General features: G+C 51.5%; 20 protein-coding genes, 3 tRNA genes and 2 other RNA genes. 1 reads left to right on the top strand and 24 read right to left on the bottom strand.

What is annotated here, in order from left to right; all coding sequences use genetic code 11:
- Window positions 1-102 precede the first annotated feature (102 nt).
- The 24 genes from J1782_RS07835 to sdhC form a co-directional block, all read right to left on the bottom strand.
- Window positions 103-223, bottom strand: a non-coding RNA gene (locus J1782_RS07835) — RtT sRNA.
- Between the two features lie 14 nt (window positions 224-237).
- Window positions 238-313: transfer RNA gene (locus J1782_RS07830), tRNA-Lys, on the bottom strand.
- A 46-nt stretch (window positions 314-359) separates the two neighbouring features.
- Window positions 360-480, bottom strand: a non-coding RNA gene (locus J1782_RS07825) — RtT sRNA.
- Window positions 481-495: 15 nt separating this feature from the next.
- Window positions 496-571, bottom strand: a tRNA-Lys gene (locus tag J1782_RS07820).
- 86 nt (window positions 572-657) lie between these two features.
- Window positions 658-733, bottom strand: a tRNA-Lys gene (locus J1782_RS07815).
- A gap of 197 nt (window positions 734-930) precedes the next feature.
- The gene (cpoB, locus tag J1782_RS07810; protein ID WP_165059480.1) at window positions 931-1,725 is read right to left on the bottom strand and encodes a cell division protein CpoB; all 795 of its coding nucleotides are present in this window, start codon (window positions 1,723-1,725) and stop codon (window positions 931-933) included.
- Between the two features lie 9 nt (window positions 1,726-1,734).
- Entirely contained in the window at window positions 1,735-2,244 is a 510-nt protein-coding gene (gene pal, locus J1782_RS07805; protein WP_152326499.1) for a peptidoglycan-associated lipoprotein Pal, read from the bottom strand.
- A 47-nt stretch (window positions 2,245-2,291) separates the two neighbouring features.
- Window positions 2,292-3,584 (bottom strand): Tol-Pal system beta propeller repeat protein TolB, encoded by a 1,293-nt coding sequence (tolB, locus tag J1782_RS07800; RefSeq protein ID WP_104922885.1) that lies wholly within the window; start codon window positions 3,582-3,584, stop codon window positions 2,292-2,294.
- Between the two features lie 130 nt (window positions 3,585-3,714).
- Window positions 3,715-4,968: a cell envelope integrity protein TolA gene (gene tolA / locus J1782_RS07795; RefSeq protein WP_217152817.1), complete on the bottom strand. Its 1,254-nt coding sequence runs from the start codon at window positions 4,966-4,968 to the stop codon at window positions 3,715-3,717.
- Window positions 4,969-5,083: 115 nt separating this feature from the next.
- Window positions 5,084-5,515 (bottom strand): colicin uptake protein TolR, encoded by a 432-nt coding sequence (tolR, locus tag J1782_RS07790; protein ID WP_165059476.1) that lies wholly within the window; start codon window positions 5,513-5,515, stop codon window positions 5,084-5,086.
- Between the two features lie 11 nt (window positions 5,516-5,526).
- On the bottom strand, window positions 5,527-6,216 hold the full coding sequence (tolQ, locus tag J1782_RS07785; protein WP_013576430.1) for a Tol-Pal system protein TolQ: 690 nt from the start codon (window positions 6,214-6,216) through the stop codon (window positions 5,527-5,529).
- Window positions 6,213-6,617, bottom strand: a complete 405-nt coding sequence (gene ybgC / locus J1782_RS07780) for a tol-pal system-associated acyl-CoA thioesterase (RefSeq protein WP_165059474.1) — start codon at window positions 6,615-6,617, stop codon at window positions 6,213-6,215. Before ybgC ends, tolQ begins: the two co-directional genes overlap by 4 nt.
- Before the next feature lie 151 nt (window positions 6,618-6,768).
- The gene (ybgE, locus tag J1782_RS07775; protein ID WP_152326497.1) at window positions 6,769-7,062 is read right to left on the bottom strand and encodes a cyd operon protein YbgE; all 294 of its coding nucleotides are present in this window, start codon (window positions 7,060-7,062) and stop codon (window positions 6,769-6,771) included.
- A gap of 2 nt (window positions 7,063-7,064) precedes the next feature.
- Window positions 7,065-7,178 (bottom strand): cytochrome bd-I oxidase subunit CydX, encoded by a 114-nt coding sequence (cydX, locus tag J1782_RS07770; protein ID WP_101077375.1) that lies wholly within the window; start codon window positions 7,176-7,178, stop codon window positions 7,065-7,067.
- A 10-nt stretch (window positions 7,179-7,188) separates the two neighbouring features.
- Window positions 7,189-8,328: a cytochrome d ubiquinol oxidase subunit II gene (gene cydB / locus J1782_RS07765; protein ID WP_165059472.1), complete on the bottom strand. Its 1,140-nt coding sequence runs from the start codon at window positions 8,326-8,328 to the stop codon at window positions 7,189-7,191.
- Window positions 8,329-8,343: 15 nt separating this feature from the next.
- Window positions 8,344-9,912 (bottom strand): cytochrome ubiquinol oxidase subunit I, encoded by a 1,569-nt coding sequence (gene cydA / locus J1782_RS07760; protein WP_165059470.1) that lies wholly within the window; start codon window positions 9,910-9,912, stop codon window positions 8,344-8,346.
- A gap of 721 nt (window positions 9,913-10,633) precedes the next feature.
- A complete protein-coding gene (gene sucD / locus J1782_RS07755; protein WP_101077378.1) occupies window positions 10,634-11,506 on the bottom strand; it encodes a succinate--CoA ligase subunit alpha in 873 nt (290 codons plus the stop codon).
- Window positions 11,506-12,672, bottom strand: a complete 1,167-nt coding sequence (sucC, locus tag J1782_RS07750; protein ID WP_101077379.1) for an ADP-forming succinate--CoA ligase subunit beta — start codon at window positions 12,670-12,672, stop codon at window positions 11,506-11,508. Before sucC ends, sucD begins: the two co-directional genes overlap by 1 nt.
- Window positions 12,673-12,768: 96 nt before the next feature.
- On the bottom strand, window positions 12,769-13,998 hold the full coding sequence (gene odhB / locus J1782_RS07745) for a 2-oxoglutarate dehydrogenase complex dihydrolipoyllysine-residue succinyltransferase (protein ID WP_217152816.1): 1,230 nt from the start codon (window positions 13,996-13,998) through the stop codon (window positions 12,769-12,771).
- A 45-nt stretch (window positions 13,999-14,043) separates the two neighbouring features.
- Window positions 14,044-16,851 carry a 2-oxoglutarate dehydrogenase E1 component gene (sucA, locus tag J1782_RS07740; protein WP_152326493.1) on the bottom strand — a complete coding sequence of 936 codons (2,808 nt, stop codon included), beginning with the start codon at window positions 16,849-16,851 and terminating at the stop codon, window positions 14,044-14,046.
- A gap of 392 nt (window positions 16,852-17,243) precedes the next feature.
- Window positions 17,244-17,960, bottom strand: a complete 717-nt coding sequence (locus J1782_RS07735; protein WP_152326492.1) for a succinate dehydrogenase iron-sulfur subunit — start codon at window positions 17,958-17,960, stop codon at window positions 17,244-17,246.
- 19 nt (window positions 17,961-17,979) lie between these two features.
- Complete coding sequence (sdhA, locus tag J1782_RS07730; RefSeq protein ID WP_152326491.1) at window positions 17,980-19,746, bottom strand: succinate dehydrogenase flavoprotein subunit; 1,767 nt, start codon at window positions 19,744-19,746, stop codon at window positions 17,980-17,982.
- A gap of 3 nt (window positions 19,747-19,749) precedes the next feature.
- Window positions 19,750-20,097 (bottom strand): succinate dehydrogenase membrane anchor subunit, encoded by a 348-nt coding sequence (gene sdhD / locus J1782_RS07725; RefSeq protein ID WP_152326490.1) that lies wholly within the window; start codon window positions 20,095-20,097, stop codon window positions 19,750-19,752.
- Complete coding sequence (gene sdhC, locus J1782_RS07720) at window positions 20,091-20,480, bottom strand: succinate dehydrogenase cytochrome b556 subunit (protein ID WP_104922897.1); 390 nt, start codon at window positions 20,478-20,480, stop codon at window positions 20,091-20,093. The genes sdhD and sdhC overlap by 7 nt, the downstream gene beginning before the upstream one ends.
- 873 nt (window positions 20,481-21,353) lie before the next feature.
- Between sdhC and J1782_RS07715 the strand changes: the two genes are divergently transcribed.
- The gene (locus J1782_RS07715; protein ID WP_152326489.1) at window positions 21,354-22,637 is read left to right on the top strand and encodes a citrate synthase; all 1,284 of its coding nucleotides are present in this window, start codon (window positions 21,354-21,356) and stop codon (window positions 22,635-22,637) included.
- The last annotated feature ends 56 nt before the right edge of the window (window positions 22,638-22,693 follow it).

Raw genomic sequence — 22,693 nt, 5'->3', positions numbered from 1 at the left:
GAGAAATACAGGGGTATGAATGCGAAAAAAGCGCCTAAAGGCGCTTTTTTCTGAATTTGATGAAGTAGACATCTTTGCAATTTAGATGGCTCACTTTAAAAGTGGTGGGCTGTGCTGGATTGATTCGGTCTGCTACCTCACCCTGCGGGCAACGCTGCGCGTTGTCGTCTCGCTTCGCTCGGCTCGAACCAATGGTTCTCATCCATCACTGCTTCACTACATACATCCACTTAAAGATGGTGGGCCGTGCTGGATTCGAACCAGCGACCAATTGATTAAAAGTCAACTGCTCTACCAACTGAGCTAACGGCCCATCTAAATGCTTTGTACTACTTATTCAGGACTAACCACTTAAAGAGTGGTGGGCCGTGCTGGATTGATTCGGTCTTCTACCTCACCCTGCGGGCAACGCTGCGCGTTGTCGTCTCGCTTCGCTCGGCTCGAACCAATGGTTCTCATCCATCACTGCTTCACTACATACATCCACTTAAAGAGTGGTGGGCCGTGCTGGATTCGAACCAGCGACCAATTGATTAAAAGTCAACTGCTCTACCAACTGAGCTAACGGCCCTTCCTGAATACTTCTGACTGCCTTTGTGTCTTGCAGTTGGTGTGCAAGCCACTTTGCCTGTTTGTTTAGAGGGTACACTTTAAAAGTGGTGGGCCGTGCTGGATTCGAACCAGCGACCAATTGATTAAAAGTCAACTGCTCTACCAACTGAGCTAACGGCCCTTCTAAACCTACTGCAAATTGCCTAAATCTCTAACAGCGTTAGCCGTTTGGAGTTGTCTGGGCAACGGCGGCATATATTACTTATTTAACTTTTCAGTGCAACTTTAATTTTCACAAAGATGCTTAACTGCTGGACTTTCACACACTCAAGCCCAGAAAATGCACGATATGTACATTTTCCGGTCCTGAATGGGGAACTACTTCGCAGATAAACGTTTTTGAGCTTGTTTTGCCGCGTCGGTGTTTGGGTACTGTTTAATGACCTGCGCATAGACGGCTTTGGCTTTATCGGCCTGCCCTTTCTCCTGCATAATCACCCCAACTTTGAACATCGCGTCAGAACTTTTTGGAGACTTCGGATAGTTTTTGACCACAACTGCAAAATAATAAGCAGCGTCGTCTTTTTTACCCTTGTTGTAATACAACTGGCCTAACCAATAGTTGGCATTAGGCTGGTATGTAGAATCCGGGTATTTTTTTACGAAACTCTGAAAGGCAGCGATCGCCTCATCATACTGTTTCTTTTCCAGCGCCAGAGAAACAGCGGCGTTGTAGTCGCTGTTCACATCGCCTGTGCTTGCAGGGGCTTGTGCAGCACCTGCATCAGACGTGGCGGCCGCAGCATTACCAGACGCGTCGGCAGTGGCTGCTGCAGCGCCCGTACTGGCGGCTCCGGCGGCACCCTGACTCAGGCTGTCCATCTGGTTAAAAATCTGCTTCTGACGATCAGCAAGCTGACTCAACTGATACTGGTTCTCCTGGATTTGACCACGAAGAGTATCCATATCACGTTGGGAATCAGAAAGTTGTTGCTGGAGTTGAGTTAATAGCTGGCTGTGAGCGTTAGAAATACGCTCCAGAGAGGTGACCCGATCTTCTATCGAGCCTGAGCCGACATCACTGATTGGCGCTTGGGCAGTAGCGGCCCATGGGACCGCTACGCCAACCAGTAACGACAGACTCAACAGGTGAGTTCTGAAGTTACTGCTCATACTATTCTCTTAGTAAACCAGTACGGCACGACGGTTTTTAGCGTAAGCCGCTTCGTCATGGCCCAGTACAGCTGGTTTTTCTTTACCGTAAGAAACGATAGAGATCTGGTCGGCAGAAACGCCTTTACCTTGCAGGTACATTTTAACAGCAGTAGCACGACGTTCGCCCAGGGCGATGTTGTACTCTGGAGTACCACGTTCGTCAGCATGACCTTCTACAGTCACTTTGTAAGACGGGTTGCTACGCAGGAATGCTGCGTGCGCGTCTAACATCTGAGCGAATTCTGAAGAAACATCGTATTTGTCCAGGCCAAAGTAAACGATGTTGTTTTTCTGCAGTTCTTGCATCTGCAGACGAGCTTGCTCTTCAGAAGACATGTTGCCGCTTTCTGCGCCAGTGCCAGAGTTCAGACCCATACCTGATTGGTCGTTGTCCGCGTTTTTGTGAGAACTACACGCAGCGACTGCCAGAACAGGCAATGCCAGCATCAGCCCTTTCAGCACTTTATTCAGTTGCATCTATTCGATCCTTTTATAATTTTTTGCCATACATAGTTTTCTATGCATTACAGATACGGCGACCAGGCAGGGAATTTGACCTGTCCATCAGTTGCCGGAAGACGCGCTTTGAAGCGCCCATCAGTCGATACCAGTTGCAATACAGAACCCAGTCCTTGAGAGGAGCTGTAGATAACCATAGTGCCGTTTGGTGCGAGGCTAGGCGTTTCATCCAGGAACGTGTCCGTCAATGTTTGAACGGCTCCCGTTGCCAGATCTTGTTTAGCGATGTGCTGTGTACCGCTGGCGCTGCTCACCATGACCAGGAATTTACCATCTGCACTGACGTCAGAGTCCTGATTCTGTGAGCCTTCCCATGTCAGACGCTGTGGCGCACCGCCATTAATATTAACTTTATATACCTGAGGACGACCGCCCTGATCCGACGTGAACGCCAGGTTCTGGCTGTCCGGGAACCAGGTTGGTTCAGTATTGTTGCTACGGCCATTAGTGACCTGAGAGATCTGACCTGAACCCAGGTTCATCACATACAGGTTAAGGCTACCATCTTTAGACAACGCGAATGCCAGTTTAGACCCGTCCGGAGAGAACGCCGGAGCACCGTTGTGGCGTGGGAAAGAGGCAATCTGTTTGATGGCACTGTTTGCCAGTGTCTGTACAACCAACGCTGAACGACCACTTTCGAAGGTCACGTAAGCCAGTTTGCTACCGTCCGGAGACCAGGCCGGAGACATCAGAGGCTCTGGTGAACGGTGAACAACAAACTGATTGTAACCATCGTAATCCGCTACACGCAGTTCGTACGGGAATTTGCCGCCGTTAGTCTGCACGATGTAAGCAATACGGGTGCGGAATGCACCTTTAACACCGGTCAGTTTTTCGAAAACTTCATCACTGGCTGTATGGGCAGAATAACGCAACCATTGTTTGGTCACTTTATACTGGTTTTGTGCCAGCACAGTGCCCGGAGCACCAGAGGTGTCAACCAACTGGTAAGAAACAACATAGCTGCCATCGGCTGCAGGCTGAACCTGACCGATAACAACGGCATCGATGCCCAAAGCAGTCCAGGCAGCAGGTGTGACTTCTGCCGCTGAAGTTGGCTGTTGTGGCATGCGCGATGCATCAATAGGGTTAAATTTACCACTGTTGCGTAAGTCAGCAGCAACAATACCGCCAACATCTTCAGGTGGAGTACCCGGGCCCGCCCATTTGAATGGCACAACGCCAATCGGACGAGCGGTATCTACGCCCTGAGTAATTTCAATGCGAACTTCTGCATGTACTACAGATGCCCACATCATCAAAAGGCCGAACGCTACTCGAAATGCCTGCTTCATTGTATCTCCCTTATCTGGACGTATCTGCCCGCGATAATTTAGCAGAATTTTAACAAACCAACGCATACAAAACTAGAATTACACCCTGCAATCTATCGTAAAATTCTGAAAAGAAATTATTTTCATCTTTCTACGGTTTAAAATCTATCGGAGCATTTTTAAATACTTCATAGACTGCTTCAGAAGGCGGTTTCGGGAATTTCGCCTGTCGGGCCGCGGCAAGCGCTGCCTGACAAAGTGCTGGATCCCCACCTTCTGCTGACACGCTGATAAGCGAGCCATCCGGGTTCATTTTAACGCGCAACGAACAGGTTTTACCCGCATACGATGACGCGTCATAGAATCTGCTCTCAATAGCCGCCTTTATCTGGCTGCCATAGTTAGCAATATCGGCACCGGATGCACCCGCCTTTTTCTGTGTTCCTTTACCTGCCGGAGCAGAAGCCCCACCGCCTGTTGAACCTTTCGGCGCATTTTTAGAATCGGCCAGCCCGTCAAATAAGTTATTGGCGTCAGCAGATTCTTTTGCGGCAGCGGCAGCGGCCGCTTTCTTATCGGCTGCGGCTTTCTTGGCAGCTGCAGCCGCTTCAGCTTTCTTCTCAGCGGCAGCGGCGGCTTTCGCATCCGAAGCAGCTTTGGCGTCTGCATCAGCTTGCGCTTTCGCATCGGCGGCAGCCTGAGCTTTAGCCTCTGCGGCAGCTTGTTTCTTCGCCTCAGCAGCCGCTTCTTTCTTCGCGTCAGCCTCGGCCTGTTTTTTCGCGGCCGCAGCCGCTGCGGCGGCTTCAGCTTCAGCCTGTTTCTTCGCTTCGGCTGCGGCTTTTTTCTGTGCATCAGCCTGCGCTTTTGCAGCTTCTTTCGCTGCATCGGCCTTCGCCTGAGCCGCTTCTTTTGCCGCTTCAGCTTTCGCCTGTGCGGCAGCAGCTTCGGCCTGCTTCTGTTGTTCTTTCGCCTGCTCGGCAGCCTGCTGCGCTTGTTTCTGTTGTTCAGCGGCTTGTTTCTGCTGCTGAGCCTGTTCCTGCGCCTGCTGCTTCGCATCTTCCTGTGCCTGAAGACGCTCTTTCTCAAGTTCTTTCAGGTGTTGCTGTTCTGCGGCCTGTTTCTGCTGAAGCTCTTCAGCCTGTTGCTCTGATTTTTTCTGACGCGCTGCGGCAGCACGTTGGGAATCAGCCTGTTGCTGTTGCTGACGGTTGTACTGATCGACCACGGCACTGGGATCAACCATTACGGCCGAGATATCGCTACCGCCGCCGCCACCGCTCATGCTGGTATCTTCGTCCAGCGATCCCCAAATCAACAGGGCTATAATGATGATATGCAGAACGACCGAAACAATAACGGCGCGTTTGAGCTTATCGTTTTGTTCAGTTGCAGTTGCCTTTACCAAAATAGATTTCCCAAGACAGGATTACTAAAAACCCGGGATCCTGTAGCGCCTGACTTACTCTTTTAGCAAGCCAGCGAATGCCGGGTTTCAAATAAGTGTTACAAATTACCTATCCTCAGATAGGTTGTGTCATCAATCCGACTGACTTCACGCCAGCCTGATGCAGCATATTCAGCGCCTTGATGATTTCATCATAAGGCACATCTTTCGCGCCGCCGATCAGGAATACCGTCTTCGGATTGGCCTGAATACGGCTGGTCGCTTCTGCAATAACCTGTTGTTCAGGCAGTTGTTCCATACGCTGATGATCCACCACAATGGTGTATTGACCGACGCCTGAAACTTCAACAATCACAGGCGGGTTATCATCGCTGGACACTGTTTTAGAATCCGTCGCATCAGGTAAGTCAACTTCCACACTCTGGGTAATGATCGGTGCTGTCGCCATAAAAATCAGTAACAGAACCAGCAGTACGTCCAGCAGCGGAACGATGTTGATTTCCGACTTACCTTCGCGCCGGTTACGACGACCTCGTGTACGAGCCATACTCTCCCCCTTTAGTTACTGCTGGTTTCGCGAGAGAAAGCCTGACGGTGCAGGATAGCCGTGAATTCTTCCATGAAGTTATCGTAGTTTTGCTCAAGCTTATTCACACGCTGGTTAAGGCGGTTATACGCCATAACGGCCGGAATAGCGGCGAACAGACCAATCGCCGTAGCAATCAGTGCTTCTGCGATACCTGGAGCAACCATTTGCAGGGTCGCTTGTTTCACGGAACCTAAACCGATAAAGGCGTGCATGATCCCCCAGACCGTACCGAATAAACCGATATACGGGCTGATGGAACCGACGGTGCCAAGGAAAGGAATGTGTGTTTCAAGGGATTCGAGTTCACGGTTAAAGGAGATGCGCATTGCACGTGAAGACCCTTCAATCACCGCCTCTGGCGCGTGGCTGTTGGCACGGTGTAAACGGGCGAATTCTTTAAAACCAGAATGGAAGATTTGCTCTGCCCCGCTCAGGGTTTCGCGACGGCCCTGGCTTTCCTGATACAGACGGGAAAGCTCAATACCGGACCAGAATTTATCTTCGAACGCTTCTGCCTCGCGGGTGGCGGCATTCAGCACTTTCGTGCGTTGAATGATGATCGCCCAGGATGCGATAGAAAAGCACACCAGGACAAGCATAATCAGCTTGACCAGGATGCTGGCCTTCAAAAATAAATCAAGAATGTTCATGTCAGTCACTGCTTAAACTCCGCGACAATAGACTTAGGAAGCGCTCGGGGCTTCATTTGGTGTGGATCAATGCATGCAATCAACACTTCTGCAGAACTCAGAAGGTTTCCATGCGAATCAAGAATTCGTTGTGCAAAAGTAAGAGAAGCTCCGCGAATGGACGTAATCTCACTCTGAACATCCAGCAAGTCATCTAAGCGAGCTGGTGCAAAGTATTCGACCGTCATGCGGCGGACAGCAAAAGCGACGTGTTCTGCCAGCAACTGCTGCTGGTGAAAATTGCGTTGGCGCAACATCTCTGTGCGAGCCCTTTCAAAAAAGGCGACGTATCGGGCATGGTAGACCACACCTCCCGCGTCTGTGTCTTCGTAATAGACACGAACCGGCCATCGGAACAACGAATTACTCACTCTACATCCCGTAATGCAATTTGACGGCACTACTATACGCAAGAGAATTGGGGTTGGGAATGGGTTGCAATGCTGGAACGAAAATAATTATGGGCCGGAGCGGCCCATAGGAAGATTACTGTAAATCTGTGTATTTTTAAGACGATAAAAGTCAGCTGAAGAAGTAAAACAAACCCGCAGCCAGTGCAATCATCGCCAGTAACGGTGAAAAAAATGATTTCCACACCGAATTTCTCGGACGAAAACCCAGACCGTGAATAACACCGCTACAAACAGCCCATATCAGAATGAGCCCGTGCCACACTTCCAGCTGGCTGGTCGACGAAGCAAACATGCCCGGTTTCCAGAAAACACAACCGGCAAGCAGCAGCGACATCACAAGGGAAAGGGCCCGCAAGGGGCCCTTGTCTGTGACGGCGTAAACTTTATCCGCGATCACACTCATTGTTACTTCTCTTCTTTTGCAGCTTTGTTGGCTTCGCTGTGCTCAAGCGCCAGCGCGGTCATGATACCAAATGAGCAGGCCAGCAAGGTGCCGAGGATCCAGGCAAAATACCACATGGTTTTCTCCTTAATACAGCGAATGCTTGTTGTTCTCGATGTACGTTTTATCGAGGCGACCGAACATCTTGTAATACGCCCATGAGGTGTAAATCAGGATGATTGGCACAAAAATACACGCTACGACGGTCATCACTCTCAACGTCAGTAAGGTAGACGTTGCGTCCCACATGGTCAGGCTGACGTTAGGATCAGTGATTGACGGCATGACGAACGGGAACATAGTGATACCGGCCGTCAGGATCACACAGGCGATAGTCAGTGAGTTACTGACGAAAGCCAGAGCCGCTTTATTCAAACGGGAGAACAGGATTGTCAGCAGCGGCAGAATCACACCCAGTGCAGGAATAGCCCACAGAGCAGGGATCTTGTTGAAGTTAGCCAACCATGCGCCCGCTTCATGAGAAACCGTTTTGTGCAGCGGATTTGACGGGCCCGCGTGATCCAGTACGGAAGTCACGGTGAAGCCATCAATCCCTTTAACCAGCCAGATGCCCGCCAGCAGGAAGCAAACCATCATGATCAGCGCAGAAATCTGCGAGGCATTACGGGTACGCAGATGCAGTTCGCCGACAGTACGCATTTGCAGATACGTTGCGCCCTGCGTAATCAGCATGGTCAGGCTGACCAGACCGGCCAGAATACCAAACGGATTCAGCAGCTGAATCAGGTTACCGGTATAGAACAGACGCAGGTCGGTATCAATGTGGAACGGCACGCCCTGTAACAGGTTACCGAAGGCCACACCAAAGACCAGCGATGGCACGAAGCTACCAATGAAGATGCCCCAGTCCCACATTCCACGCCAGCGCGCGTTATCCAGTTTTGAACGGTAGTCAAAGCCCAGCGGACGGAAAAACAATGCGCACAGCACCAGAACCATCGCCGCATAAAAACCCGAGAACGCTGCCGCATAAACCATCGGCCACGCAGCAAATAACGCACCACCGGCGGTGATCAGCCAGACCTGGTTACCATCCCAGTGCGGGGCGATCGCATTGATCATGATCCGGCGATCTGTATCGGTTTTACCGATGATCCGTACCAGAATCCCCACACCCATATCAAATCCATCGGTGACCGCGAAGCCGATAAACAGCACGCCAATCAGCGCCCACCAAATGAACCGTAAACTTTCATAATCGAACATAGTCGGACTCCCTAATTACTGAGCTTGCTCAAGCGGGGCTGAAGGTTTTTCAAAATGATAGCGCCCTGTTTTCAGGCTGCTTGGCCCCAGGCGTACATATTTGAACATCAGGAACATCTCAGCGACCAGGAACAGGGTGTACAAGCCGCAGATCAGGATCATTGATGACAGCACATCACCGACGGTCAAAGAAGAGTGCGCAATGGCCGTTGGTAAGACCTCACCAATTGCCCATGGCTGACGGCCGTATTCCGCAACGAACCAGCCAGACTCAACCGCAATCCATGGCAGTGGCAGGCCAAACAACACGGCACGATGCAGCCAGCGTTTTTCGCCAATTTTGCCCCGAACCACTGCGAAGAATGACAATCCAATCAGAACCAGCATCAGGATGCCGCAGGCAACCATGATACGGAATGCGAAGTACAGAGGCAGAACGCGCGGAATAGAATCTTTCGTCGCTTTCTGGATTTGTGCGTCTGTCGCATCGGTCACTTTGTCGGTATAGCGTTTCAGCAACATACCGTAGCCCAAGTCTTGCTTGGTTTTTTCAAAGTCACTGCGAACGGTTGGATCAGTATTCCCTGCGCGTAACTCTTCCAGCAGGTTGTACGCTTTCATCCCGTTACGGATACGCACTTCGTGTTGCGCCATCAGGTCTCTCAGACCAGTCACCGGCGTATCCACAGAACGCGTTGCAATCAGGCCGAGCAGGTAAGGAATCTGAATGGAGTATTCATTTTCCATTTTGTCCTGATTTGGCAGGCCGAACAGCGTGAAGCTGGCCGGTGCAGGTTGGGTATCCCACTCTGCTTCGATTGCCGCCAGTTTGGTTTTCTGTACGTCACCCATTTCGTAACCGGATTCATCACCCAGCACGATAACAGACAGTACAGCCGCCAGACCAAAGCTTGCCGCGATCGCAAAAGAGCGTTTTGCAAAGCCCACATCGCGACCTTTCAGCAGGTAGTAAGAGCTGATAGCCAGAACGAACATCGCACCTGTCACATAACCGGATGCAACGGTGTGTACGAATTTAACCTGCGCAACCGGGTTCAGAACCAGCTCGGAGAAGCTGACCATTTCCATGCGCATGGTTTCGTAGTTGAAGGTAGAAGCAATCGGGTTTTGCATCCAGCCGTTCGCCACCAGGATCCACAAAGCAGACAAGTTTGAGCCAAGGGCAACAAACCAGGTAACCGCCATGTGCTGAACTTTAGACAGGCGATCCCAACCGAAGAAGAAGAGGCCGACTAGTGTTGATTCCAGGAAGAACGCCATCAAACCTTCAATCGCCAAAGGCGCACCGAAGATATCACCGACGTAATGTGAGAAATATGACCAGTTAGTCCCGAACTGGAATTCCATGGTTAAACCGGTAGCAACGCCAATTGCAAAGTTAATTGCAAAAAGCTTGCCCCAGAATTTGGTCATATCTTTATAGATTTGTTTGCCGGAAAGCACATACACCGTTTCCATAATTGCCAGTATAAACGCCATACCCAGCGTTAATGGGACAAATAGGAAATGGTACATGGCTGTTAAAGCAAACTGTAAACGCGACAGTTCAACGATATCAAACATCTTGACCCCTTGCTCCTCGGAGGAAGACCCCAAATTGCGATCTTTGACGAACCGGTTGCCGGAACGCCTCATGACTACCAGTATTTAAATGTGTGTAGAACAGAAATGCAGAGTTCAGCTGAGTGAAGCCGTTCAAGGCATTCTGATACCCGGAAAAGACGCGGCCAGCGAGCCTCTAAGAGGCTGATGAACGGGAAAATCTCGGGGAAAAGTAAACATACAAAAAAACTGATGTTACAGGACCATTATGTTACGCCAGTAATCCCACACATTAAATAGGTTTTTTAGTGACCCAAAGCGGATTTCCGCGTACAGGTCAATTTAACGACAAAACAGTGCAGGTTGCCGTAATTGATCTGACGCAATTTAAGCCTATCTCATTGTTTATTTCTATAATATCTACATCAATTTCTGAAAAAATATTTCAGGATGTTAACCGTTGGTTTCACTGATCTTTAATGGTGTATTTATTGTTAATTTGTTGTGTTTTTATGGTTGTGCTAAATATCTAAATCGCTACCTTTTAAAACCCATTTATTAACTTTTTATTTCCAATGAACCTATCGTGCTCTGTTAATAAATATAGCTCATATCGGCGATTGTTAAATATTTAGCTTAAAAATAAAAAAGGCCACCCGAAGGTGGCCAACATGTCGAATCGTTAAGTCATATGAAATGACTCAGGTCACGCCGGAACATGGCCCGGCGCGACGGACAATACTTACTGTGGCAGAACGGATTTCACGGCTTCGCCGATATCGGCCAGGCTGCGAACAGTCTTCACGCCAGCAGCTTCCAGTGCTGCAAACTTCTCGTCAGCCGTGCCTTTACCACCGGCAATGATGGCGCCTGCGTGGCCCATACGTTTGCCTTTAGGCGCAGTCACACCCGCGATGTAGCCTACAACCGGTTTGGTTACGTGTGCTTTGATGTACGCAGCCGCTTCTTCTTCAGCATTCCCGCCGATTTCACCGATCATGACGATCACTTCAGTCTGCGGATCTTCCTGGAACAGTTTCAGGATATCGATGAAGTTAGAGCCCGGGATCGGGTCGCCGCCGATACCGACGCAGGTAGACTGACCGTAGCCGTAATCTGTAGTCTGTTTAACGGCTTCATAGGTCAGCGTACCAGAGCGTGAAACGATACCCACTTTGCCCGGCAGGTGAATATGTCCAGGCATGATGCCGATTTTGCATTCGCCAGGGGTGATCACGCCCGGGCAGTTTGGCCCGATCATCACGGCATCGCTTTGATCCAGTTTCACTTTAACCACCAGCATATCCAGCGTCGGGATGCCTTCTGTGATACAGATGATCAGTTTGATGCCTGCATCCAGCGCTTCCAGAATGGAATCTTTGCAGAATGGCGCGGGAACATAAATAACAGAAGCCGTCGCGCCGGTAGTCTCAACCGCTTCGCGAACGGTGTTGAACACTGGCAGACCCAGATGTTCGGTGCCGCCTTTGCCCGGCGTTACGCCGCCAACCATTTTTGTGCCGTAAGCGATGGCTTGTTCAGAGTGGAAAGTCCCCTGGCTACCGGTGAAACCCTGGCAGATAACTTTGGTGTTCTTGTTGATTAAAATCGACATTATTTCCCCTCCACTGCCGCGACAACTTGTTGAGCCGCATTCGTCAGGCTGGTCGCTGCAATGATGTTCAAACCGCTGTCTGCCAGTTTTTTGGCACCCAGCTCGGCATTGTTACCTTCAAGACGCACCACAACCGGCACGCTGACGCCCACTTCTTCCACCGCACCGATGATACCGTCGGCGATCAGGTCGCAACGAACGATACCGCCGAAGATGTTCACGAAGACGGCTTTCACTTTTTCATCGGACAGGATGATTTTGAAGGCTTCTGTTACGCGTTCTTTGGTCGCACCGCCGCCAACATCCAGGAAGTTAGCCGGTTCGCCACCGTGCAGTTTCACGATGTCCATGGTACCCATTGCCAGACCGGCACCGTTCACCATGCAACCGATGTTGCCGTCGAGCGCAACGTAGTTCAGTTCCCACTGCGCTGCCTGAGATTCGCGGGCATCTTCCTGGCTGTAATCGCGCATTTCACGCAATTCTGGCTGACGGAACAATGCGTTGCCGTCTGCGCCCAGTTTGCCGTCGAGGCAGATCAGGTCGCCAGCGGTGGTCACTACCAGCGGGTTGATTTCGATGAGCGCCAGGTCGCGTTCTAAGAAGATGTTCGCCAGACCCATGAAGATCTTGGTGAACTGCTGAACCTGCTTACCGGTCAGACCCAGTTTGAATGCCAGTTCACGGCCCTGATAAGGCTGCGGACCTGCCAGCGGATCCAGTGCAACTTTGTGGATCAGGTGTGGCGTTTCTTCAGCCACTTTCTCGATTTCCACGCCGCCTTCAGTAGACGCCATGAACACCACGCGTCGTGAGCTGCGGTCTACCACAGCGCCGAGGTACAATTCTTTGTCGATGTCTGTCGCGGATTCAACCAGGATCTGGTTAACCGGCTGACCCAGTGCATCTGTCTGGTAAGTCACCAGACGTTTACCCAGCCAGTGTTCAGCGAAAGCACGAATTTCTTCTTTGCTTTTCACGACTTTCACGCCGCCCGCTTTACCGCGACCACCGGCATGAACCTGACATTTTACCACCCACGGACCGGCACCGATTTTCGATGCAGCCTCTTCCGCTTCACGCGGCGTGGAACAGGCGAAGCCCGTTGGTGCTGGCAGGCCGTAGCGCAGGAACAGCTGTTTCGCCTGATACTCGTGTAAATTCATGATGTTCTATCCATTCTTTAGTAGGAAGGCTTATCAGGGCACAGCGGGCTGTGCCACAGATTTTTACGATCTCTATTTCTTTCGTTCCGCGGGGGACTAAACGTCCAGCAGCAGACGAGCCGGATCTTCCAGCATTTCTTTAATGGTCACCAGGAAGCCGACCGATTCCCGGCCATCAACCAGACGGTGATCGTAGGACAGTGCCAGATACATCATTGGCAAGATCACAACCTGACCGTTCACCGCCATCGGACGATCTTTAATGGCATGCATGCCCAGAATTGCACTCTGCGGTGGGTTGATAATCGGGGTCGACATCAGTGAGCCGAAGACGCCGCCGTTGGTCACAGTAAAGTTACCGCCGGTCAGTTCTTCCACTTTCAGTTTGCCGTCACGGCCTTTGATCGCCAGCTCTTTGATTTGCTTTTCGATGTCAGCCATACCCAGCGTATCCACATCGCGCAGAACCGGCGTTACCAGGCCGCGTGGCGTAGAAACGGCGATGCTCACGTCGAAATAGTTGTGGTAAACCACATCATCGCCATCAATAGAAGCGTTCACTTCCGGATAGCGTTTCAGCGCTTCAACCACAGCTTTCAGATAGAAAGACATGAAGCCCAGACGCACGCCGTGACGTTTTTCGAAACCATCACCGTACTGCTTACGCAGATCCATGATTGGCTTCATGTTGATTTCGTTGAAGGTTGTCAGCATTGCGGTGCTGTTTTTCGCTTCAAGCAGACGCTCAGCAACACGCTTACGCAGACGGGTCATCGGGACGCGTTTTTCGCTGCGTGAACCCAGAGCCGGTGCGGCGCTGGTCGCGGCAGGAGTCGCTGCTGGTGCAGCCGCAGGTTTCGCGTCTTTGGCTTTCGCCAGGTGTTGCTCGACATCTTCACGGGTCAGACGACCACCAACACCGCTGCCTTTGATCGCGTTGGCATCCAGAGAATGCTCGGCAATCAGACGGCGGATTGCCGGGCTGAGTGCGTCGTTGCTTTCTTCTTCCAGAGCGGCGGTATGGCGTGCAGCAGGAGTCGCTTCTTTATCGGAGCTTTTCTCAGTGCTTGGCTTACCGGAGCTGTTACCCGGACGAATGCGCGCCAGAATCTGACGGGAAATGACCGTTGCGCCTTCATCTTCGATAATGCTGTCCAGAATACCGGCTTCACTTGCCGGCACTTCCAGAACCACTTTATCGGTTTCAATTTCTACCAGTACATCGTCACGCTCAACGCTGTCGCCCGGTTTTTTATGCCAGGTTGCAACCGTCGCATCTGCCACGGATTCAGGAAGGTCAGGGACCAGAATATCTACGCTACTCATTATAAATCCTTCTTATGTTCCATAGTGTTAACTCACGCCAACGCGTTATTTAACGTTCAGCGCATCGTTAACCAGATCTTGCTGTTGCTTCTGGTGAACGGACATGTAACCCACTGCCGGAGAAGCAGAGGCCGGACGTCCTGCGTAACGTAAAGAAGCCCCGAAAGGAATCACTTCACGGAAGTTGTGCTGGCTGCAATACCACGCGCCCTGGTTCAGTGGCTCTTCCTGACACCAGACGAAATCATGAACGTGTGAGAATTTCTCAAGCACTTCCTGAATCGCTTTGTGCGGGAACGGGTACAGCTGCTCGATGCGGACAATCGCCACGTCGGTTTGCTCGTTTTTGCGACGCTGTTCCAGCAGGTCGTAGTACACCTTGCCTGAGCACATCACCACGCGCTTAACCTGTTTTGGATCCAGTTCGTCTACTTCACCAATCGCTGGCAGGAAGCTGCCGTTGGCCAGTTCATCGAGCGTAGAAACCGCCAGGGGATGACGCAACAGAGACTTCGGCGACATGACGATCAGAGGACGGCGCATACCACGCAGCGCCTGACGACGGATCATGTGGTAAACCTGCGCCGGGGTCGACGGGATACAAACCTGCATGTTTTGCTCAGCGCAAAGTTGCAGATAACGTTCCAGACGCGCGGAGGAGTGCTCCGGCCCCTGCCCTTCGTAACCGTGCGGCAGCAACATCACCAGACCACACATGCGGCCCCATTTCTGTTCGCCGGAGCTGATGAACTGGTCGATAACCACCTGCGCACCGTTGGCGAAATCGCCGAACTGCGCTTCCCAGATGGTCAGCGTACGCGGCTCAGCCGTGGCATAACCGTATTCAAACGCCAGCACCGCTTCTTCGGAAAGAACGGAATCCCATACGTTGAACTCGCCCTGGCTGTTATGGATATTAGCCAGCGGCACGTATACGGAACCATTTTTCTGATTGTGGATCACAGCATGACGGTGGAAGAAGGTGCCGCGACCGGTATCTTCACCCGACAGACGGATTGGAATACCTTCATCAACCAGCGTAGCGTACGCCAGATTTTCCGCGCCGCCCCAGTCGAATTTCTTATTACCTTCGGCCATCTCGTTACGGTCGCCGTAAATCTTGGCAACGCGTGACTGCATTTCGATAGCATCCGGCACATGGCTGACGCGGCGCGCCAGTTCCTGCAGGCGTTTCAGCTCAACCTTGTTTGGGTAAGCTTCATCCCACTCGTGGTTCAGATACGGTGACCAGGTGAACGTGTGCATGTCATTCTGACGCCACTCCTCCACCACACACTCTCCCGCATCCAGCGCATCACGATACAAATTGACCATTTCCGTGGCATCTTCGAGACTGGCCACGTTTTGCTCGGTCAGAATGTCAGCATAAATTTTACGCGGCGTCGGGTGCTTCTTGATCTTGTTATACATCAGTGGCTGGGTTGCGCTCGGTTCGTCGGCCTCGTTATGGCCGTGGCGACGGTAGCAAACCAGATCGATCATGACGTCACGTTTAAAGGTGTTACGGAAATCCAATGCCAGGCGGGTCACGAAAGCCACCGCTTCAGGGTCATCGGCATTGACGTGGAAAATCGGCGCCTGCACCATTTTCGCGATATCAGTACAGTAATCGGTGGAACGCGCATCTTTCGGATTCGAGGTGGTGAAGCCCACCTGGTTATTGATGACGATACGCACGGTACCGCCCACTTCATAACCGCGTGCCAGCGACATGTTCAGGGTTTCCTGAACCACACCCTGACCGGTAATCGCCGCATCACCGTGAATAGTGATTGGCAGAACCATATTGCTGCGTGCTTCGTCCAGACGATCACGACGGGCACGAACAGAACCGATCACCACCGGGCTCACGATTTCCAGGTGCGACGGGTTAAACGCCAGCGCCAGGTGAACCATTCCGCCTTCGGTTTCCACATCGGACGAATAGCCCATGTGGTATTTCACGTCACCGGTGCCCAGATGTTCTTTATGTTTGCCGGAGAATTCGTCAAACAAGTCCTGAGGTTTTTTCCCCAGTACGTTGATCAGCACGTTCAGACGGCCACGGTGCGCCATACCCAGCACTACTTCACGCGTTCCGTTTTTGCCTGCATGACGGATCATGTCTTTCAGCATCGGAACCAGCGCATCGCCACCTTCAAGAGAGAAGCGTTTTGCACCGGGGAATTTCGCGCCCAGATAACGCTCCAGACCTTCTGCTGCGGTCAGTTCTTTCAGGAACGTTTTCTTCTCGTCATTGGTGAATTTCGCACGACCGGCCACGGATTCGACGCGCTGTTGGATCCAGCGTTTCTCTTCGGTGTTGGTGATGTGCATGTATTCCACACCAATGGAACCGCAATAGGTTTGCTTCAGGGCTTTATACAGCTCGCCGAGCTGCATGGTTTCCTTGCCAATGGCAAAAGAACCGACGTTGAAGGTTTCCTGGAAATCAGCTTCAGTCAGATGATGGAACGCAGGATCCAGATCCGGTACATCGTCCAGTTTCCACAGGCCGAGGGGATCAAGGTTCGCGTTCTGATGACCACGGAAGCGGAAGGCATTGATTAACTGCAACACCTTAACTTGCTTGGCATCCGTTTCAGGATCGCTGATGGAGGAATTGTAACGTGACGCATCTTTCGCCAGGCGGCGGAAGTAGTCGCGAGTTTGAGAATGGAGTTGCTCTGGTTTCACACCCACTGTTGGTAGCTGTTTAAAAATCGAACGCCAGCTATCGTCAACGGAACCAGGATCGGTTAAGTAGTCTTCATAGAGTTGTTCTATGTAAGACTGGTTCGCACCCGCCAGATAGGAGGAATCCAGCCAGGCCTTCATTGCGCCGTTCTGCATCGTGATCCCTTAAGCTTTGAAGCTTTAGTTTTCGCCGTGGTTAATAATATTGACCGTGATACACCGCGGTAAAACGGTTTTCCATACTAAAACAGTTCGTTGGTTGAGCGTTTGGCTCTTCAAGGAACCTTCAGAAATCCGCCAGATGCGTGACTGATTTTTGAAGTTGCCCTGCTTCTTTACCCCTTTTTTCCATCCCCCTGATTTTTACCCGGCTATCTTACTCCTGTCAGGCGCAACTTTGTTGCACTTGTTGCTACTTTGTTATTAAAAAATTACTTATTTGCTATCAAAGCCTCAGTTACGGCATTTGTAACTAAAGAAAGCGAAACCAAAAGCGGGTAAATAACAGCGGGAACCTGAGTTCCCGCTGATGGCATCACCTTATGAACTCAGGCGCCCCGCTGTAGCAGCATCGATTTGATATGGCCGATCGCTTTCGTCGGGTTCAAACCTTTAGGGCACACACTCACACAGTTCATGATGCTGTGGCAGCGGAATACGCTGAAAGCATCGTTCAGATCGTCGAGGCGCGGTTGCGTTTCGGTATCGCGGCTGTCGATGAGGAAACGGTAAGCGGCCAGAAGGCCAGCCGGACCGACAAATTTGTCCGGATTCCACCAGAACGAAGGACAGGAGGTTGAGCAGCAGGCGCAGAGAATACATTCGTATAATCCGTCGAGCTTTTCACGGTCATCCGGCATCTGCAAATGCTCACGCGCCGGAGGATTTTTCCCATCATTCAACAGGTAAGGCTTAATCTTCTCATACTGCTTATAGAATTGTCCCATGTCCACAACAAGGTCACGCACAACAGGCAATCCAGGCAACGGACGGATAACAATTTTCTTGTTGCCATTACGCAGCGTCGAAACCGGCGTGATACACGCCAGACCGTTTTTACCGTTCATGTTCACGCCGTCAGACCCGCAAACACCTTCACGGCATGAGCGGCGGAAAGCCAGCGTCGGATCCTGTTCTTTCAGCAAAATCAGCGCGTCGAGCAACATCATATCGCGCCCTTCTTTGGCTTCCAGCACGTAATCCTTCATGTACGGAACATCATCGACGTCCGGGTTGTAGCGATAAATCGAAAATTCAATTTTCATAATCTGTTTCCGCTCCGCCCTAGTAAGTACGCGCTTTCGGCGGGAACGCCGCGCGAAGCTTAGGCTGCATGTTCACCTCACGGCGGGTCATGCTTTCTGTTTCCGGCTGATACAGCGTATGGCACAGCCAGTTCGCATCATCACGTTCAGGGAAGTCGAAGCGGCTGTGAGCGCCACGGCTTTCTGTACGGTAGTTTGCGGAGACAGCCGTTGAGAACGCAGTTTCCATCAGGTTATCCAGCTCCAGACACTCGACGCGCTGGGTGTTGAATTCTGAGGAGGTATCATCCAGACGCGCGCTTTTCAGGCGTTCACGGATTACTTTCAGCTCTTCCAGACCTTTCGCCATCGCATCCCCTTCGCGGAAGACCGAGAAGTTATTCTGCATGCACGATTGCAGGTCTTTACGGATAGCCACCGGATCTTCACCCGAACGGGTGTTGTTCCAGCGGTTCAGACGCTCCAGAGACACATCGATATCGTCCTGAGACGCATCGCGGCTTGCGCCCTGCTCCTGAATGGATTCCTGCAAGTGCATACCGGCTGCACGGCCAAAGACCACCAGATCGAGCAGTGAGTTACCGCCGAGACGGTTGGCACCGTGAACGGAAACGCAGGCAATTTCGCCGACCGCGAACAGGCCGGGGATCACTTCATCCTGACCCTGTGCGTTCACACGCAGCGCCTGACCGGTCACTTTGGTCGGAATGCCGCCCATCATATAGTGGCAAGTTGGGATAACAGGGATCGGCTCTTTAACCGGATCGACGTGCGCAAAGGTACGCGACAATTCCAGAATACCCGGCAGACGGGATTCCAGAACGTCTTTACCCAGATGATCGAGTTTCAGTTTGGCGTGCGGGCCCCACGGACCTTCGCAGCCACGGCCTTCACGGATTTCGATCATGATGGAACGCGCCACCACGTCACGACCCGCCAGGTCTTTGGCATTTGGCGCATAACGTTCCATGAAACGTTCGCCGTCTTTATTGAGCAGATAACCACCTTCACCACGGCAGCCTTCTGTTACCAGAACGCCGGCACCGGCAATGCCGGTCGGGTGGAACTGCCACATTTCCATATCCTGCACCGGCACACCTGCACGCAATGCCATGCCCACGCCGTCGCCGGTATTAATGTGCGCATTGGTGGTGGACTGATAAATACGGCCTGCACCGCCGGTTGCCAGCACGGTCGCTTTGGCTTTGAAGTAAACAACTTCACCGGTTTCGATACAAATTGCGGTACACCCGACGATCGCGCCGTCCTGGTTTTTCACTAAATCCAGTGAATACCATTCGGAGAAAATCGTGGTGTGGTTTTTCAGGTTTTGCTGATACAGCGTGTGCAGCAAGGCGTGACCGGTACGGTCGGCTGCTGCCGCGGTACGTGCCGCCTGCTCGCCGCCGAAGTTCTTCGACTGGCCGCCAAACGGACGCTGATAAATACGGCCATCATCAAGACGGGAGAAAGGCAATCCCATGTGTTCGAGTTCCAGAATCGCTTCCGGCCCGGTTTTACACATATATTCAATGGCGTCCTGATCACCGATGTAGTCGGAACCTTTTACGGTGTCGTACATATGCCATTCCCAGTCATCCTCATGCGTGTTACCCAGCGCAACGGTAATACCGCCCTGAGCAGACACCGTATGGGAGCGGGTCGGGAAGACTTTGGAAATCAGGGCGCAGGACAGGCCCTGTTGTGAAATCTGTAACGCGGCACGCATACCGGCGCCACCTGCACCGATAACGACAGCATCAAACTCTCTGACTGGCAGATTCATTTACTACGCTCCCCAAACAACAATTGTTCCGTAAAGTAGGTAAACCACTAACGTGACGACGATGGCCAGTTGCAGCACCAGTCGGACAGCCAGCGGTTTGACATAGTCCGTTAACACCTGCCACATGCCGATCCACGCATGAATCAAAATCGACAGCAATGCCAGCAGTGTGAATACTTTCGTGATGGAGGAAGAGAAGAAGCCATGCCAGACATCAAAAGTCAGTTCCTGAGCCAGAACCACAAAGCCCAGAATATAAAGGATGTACAAGGTGAGGATGATCGCGGAAGCACGCAGTAACAGCCAGTCGTGCACACCATTGCGTCCCAATGCAGAAACGTTGCTTACCATACGAGGACTCCAGCCAGAATTGACAGCACGACGGTCAGACCGATTGCCACCTGGGCAGAACGGGTACCGGCAGCCAAACTCTCTTCGATATAGCCAAAATCCATCAGCAAGTGGCGGACGCCACCGCAAACGTGATAGGCCAGCGCAGTGAGTATTCCCCAAAAGATGAATTTGACGAAGAAGCTATTCATGATGGCCGCAGCCTGTGCAAACCCTTCAGGAGAAGAGAGAGACAAACCTAACAGCCAGAGGAGGATACCGACGGCGACGAAGGTTATTACGCCAGAGACTCGGTGTAAGATGGACGCTATCGCAGTAACGGGAAACCGGATCGTTTGCAGATCCAGATTGACAGGTCTTTGTTTTTTCACGGTTTTGCCCACACAGCTCTTATTATTTTACTTCCTCCGGCCCGGAGCAGTATGTCAGACAGCATCTATCCTTCGTTCTTTGCGCCGCTGGTGCGTTGGCTGCGTTTACTCACCCTAATCACTGACTGGAGTCAGCTCATAGGGACTCGTTCGCTTGCCGCCTTCCCGCAACGCAAATGACCTGGATATATCAGAGCTAAAAGCTCAACTTCTCCCGCGCTCAAACAACGACATCCGATGTGCTTAAACGGCGCGATAGTCAATTTTCAAAGCCGTAACGTAAAGGCCAGGAAAATGATGCTGGGTGCTCCTACTTCGGATTGCCCGGAGACCTTGTAGGAGTATAGGTTGATCACATTCTTATTACAATTGCCCTACAAATGCTTTATTCACATTTCTTTTAAACAGTGAGTTAGCTCTCATTTTCCATAAAAGGCACAAAATAAATTATCTAGTTTGACATTTGATCAACATTTCCATTACATATGAGCTATCCCTATAGGACTGTGATACTGAGCACATACCGGCTGACACCAACCGCACCAAAAAGGTGAAAGTCTCTGAAGAATCAGTGGATCACACAATCGTGATGCAGGGTCTTCCCTGTAGCCCCAAGTTATGCAAAAGTGGGGATTGTGTAAATCCTCATACTCTTCACAGGTACTGAGCGACAGAACAGTAATGATTTACCGAATCGTTAACAACGATGAAACGCCGCTTGTTGGTCACAGAGCAGTCTGAGACTGCAATTCGACTCAACTCTACGTTCCCTCCCCATCCGATCGCAGAGTTAAGGCTGACAATAATAATGACCTTTCAAGGCGTCGCTTCCAGGCATTTCTGTTGTTACTGATTTTTAAAAATAAGGCGCTAAGGAGACTGTAAATGGCTGATAAGAAAGCGACACTTACCCTACAAGGTCACGACCCGATTGAACTGAGCGTGCTCACCGGCTCGCTGGGTCAGGATGAAATTGATATCCGTACCCTCGGTTCAAAAGGTCTTTTTACCTATGACCCCGGTTTCACCTCTACTGCATCCTGCGAATCCAAAATCACCTATATCGACGGTGACGAAGGTATTCTGTTACACCGCGGCTTCCCGATTGACCAGCTTGCGCAAGAGTCAACCTTCCTGGAAGTCAGCTACCTGCTGCTGAACGGCGAAGCGCCAACCCCGGAGCAGTTCGAAGAATTCAAAACCAATGTGACCCGTCACACTATGGTTCACGAGCAGATCACCCGCCTGTTCCACGGTTTCCGTCGTGACTCTCACCCGATGGCCGTACTGTGCGGCGTGACCGGCGCACTGGCGGCGTTTTATCACGACTCCATTGATGTCGAAAACGAACGTCACCGCGAAATCGCCGCTTACCGTCTGCTGTCCAAAATGCCGACCGTTGCCGCGATGTGTTACAAATATTCTATCGGCCAGCCGTTTGTGTATCCGCGCAACGACCTGTCTTATGCCGGTAACTTCCTGCACATGATGTTCTCCACGCCGTGTGAAGAATATAAAGTGAACCCGATTCTGGAACGCGCGATGGATCGTATTTTGATCCTGCACGCTGACCACGAGCAGAACGCGTCGACATCTACCGTGCGTACCGCCGGTTCTTCTGGCGCTAACCCGTTCGCCTGTATCGCAGCCGGTATCGCTTCCCTGTGGGGACCTGCGCACGGCGGCGCTAACGAAGCCGCGTTGAAAATGCTGGAAGAAATCAGCAGCGTGGATCACATCCCGGAATTCGTAAAACGTGCGAAAGACAAAAATGATTCTTTCCGCCTGATGGGCTTCGGTCACCGTGTTTACAAAAACTACGACCCGCGCGCCACTGTAATGCGTGAAACCTGTCATGAAGTGCTGAAAGAGCTGGATCTGAAAGACAACCTGCTGGAAGTAGCGATGGAGCTGGAACATATCGCGCTGAACGACCCGTACTTCATCGAGAAAAAACTGTATCCGAACGTCGATTTCTATTCAGGCATCATCCTGAAAGCCATGGGCATTCCGTCGTCCATGTTTACCGTGATCTTCGCGATGGCGCGTACCGTTGGCTGGATTGCTCACTGGAGCGAAATGCACCAGGACGGCATCAAAATCGCCCGTCCTCGTCAGCTTTACACCGGCTACGACAAACGCGATTTCCATTCTCAGCTGAAAAAATAAGTTCTGATTACTCAGACTTTAAAGGCTCCCGCGGGAGCCTTTTTCATTTCAACGTT

The organism is Rahnella sp. BCC 1045 (assembly GCF_019049615.1).
Taxonomy (GTDB): domain Bacteria; phylum Pseudomonadota; class Gammaproteobacteria; order Enterobacterales; family Enterobacteriaceae; genus Rahnella; species Rahnella contaminans.
The sequence above is the reverse complement of the archived record's forward strand: the minus strand, read 5'-3'. Positions and strand labels throughout refer to the sequence as shown.

Excerpts from the sequence above, each read along its gene's own strand:
- cydA (WP_165059470.1), bottom strand. The coding sequence starts at position 9,912 with ATGTTTGATATCGTTGAACTGTCGCGTTTACAGTTTGCTTTAACAGCC.
- tolR (WP_165059476.1), bottom strand. The coding sequence starts at position 5,515 with ATGGCTCGTACACGAGGTCGTCGTAACCGGCGCGAAGGTAAGTCGGAA.
- pal (WP_152326499.1), bottom strand. The coding sequence starts at position 2,244 with ATGCAACTGAATAAAGTGCTGAAAGGGCTGATGCTGGCATTGCCTGTT.
- sdhD (WP_152326490.1), bottom strand. The coding sequence starts at position 20,097 with ATGGTAAGCAACGTTTCTGCATTGGGACGCAATGGTGTGCACGACTGG.
- sucD (WP_101077378.1), bottom strand. The coding sequence starts at position 11,506 with ATGTCGATTTTAATCAACAAGAACACCAAAGTTATCTGCCAGGGTTTC.
- cydX (WP_101077375.1), bottom strand. The coding sequence starts at position 7,178 with ATGTGGTATTTTGCCTGGATCCTCGGCACCTTGCTGGCCTGCTCATTT.
- cpoB (WP_165059480.1), bottom strand. The coding sequence starts at position 1,725 with ATGAGCAGTAACTTCAGAACTCACCTGTTGAGTCTGTCGTTACTGGTT.
- sucC (WP_101077379.1), bottom strand. The coding sequence starts at position 12,672 with ATGAATTTACACGAGTATCAGGCGAAACAGCTGTTCCTGCGCTACGGC.
- sdhA (WP_152326491.1), bottom strand. The coding sequence starts at position 19,746 with ATGAATCTGCCAGTCAGAGAGTTTGATGCTGTCGTTATCGGTGCAGGT.
- J1782_RS07715 (WP_152326489.1), top strand. The coding sequence starts at position 21,354 with ATGGCTGATAAGAAAGCGACACTTACCCTACAAGGTCACGACCCGATT.
- ybgE (WP_152326497.1), bottom strand. The coding sequence starts at position 7,062 with ATGAGTGTGATCGCGGATAAAGTTTACGCCGTCACAGACAAGGGCCCC.
- cydB (WP_165059472.1), bottom strand. The coding sequence starts at position 8,328 with ATGTTCGATTATGAAAGTTTACGGTTCATTTGGTGGGCGCTGATTGGC.
- tolB (WP_104922885.1), bottom strand. The coding sequence starts at position 3,584 with ATGAAGCAGGCATTTCGAGTAGCGTTCGGCCTTTTGATGATGTGGGCA.
- J1782_RS07735 (WP_152326492.1), bottom strand. The coding sequence starts at position 17,960 with ATGAAAATTGAATTTTCGATTTATCGCTACAACCCGGACGTCGATGAT.
- sucA (WP_152326493.1), bottom strand. The coding sequence starts at position 16,851 with ATGCAGAACGGCGCAATGAAGGCCTGGCTGGATTCCTCCTATCTGGCG.
- odhB (WP_217152816.1), bottom strand. The coding sequence starts at position 13,998 with ATGAGTAGCGTAGATATTCTGGTCCCTGACCTTCCTGAATCCGTGGCA.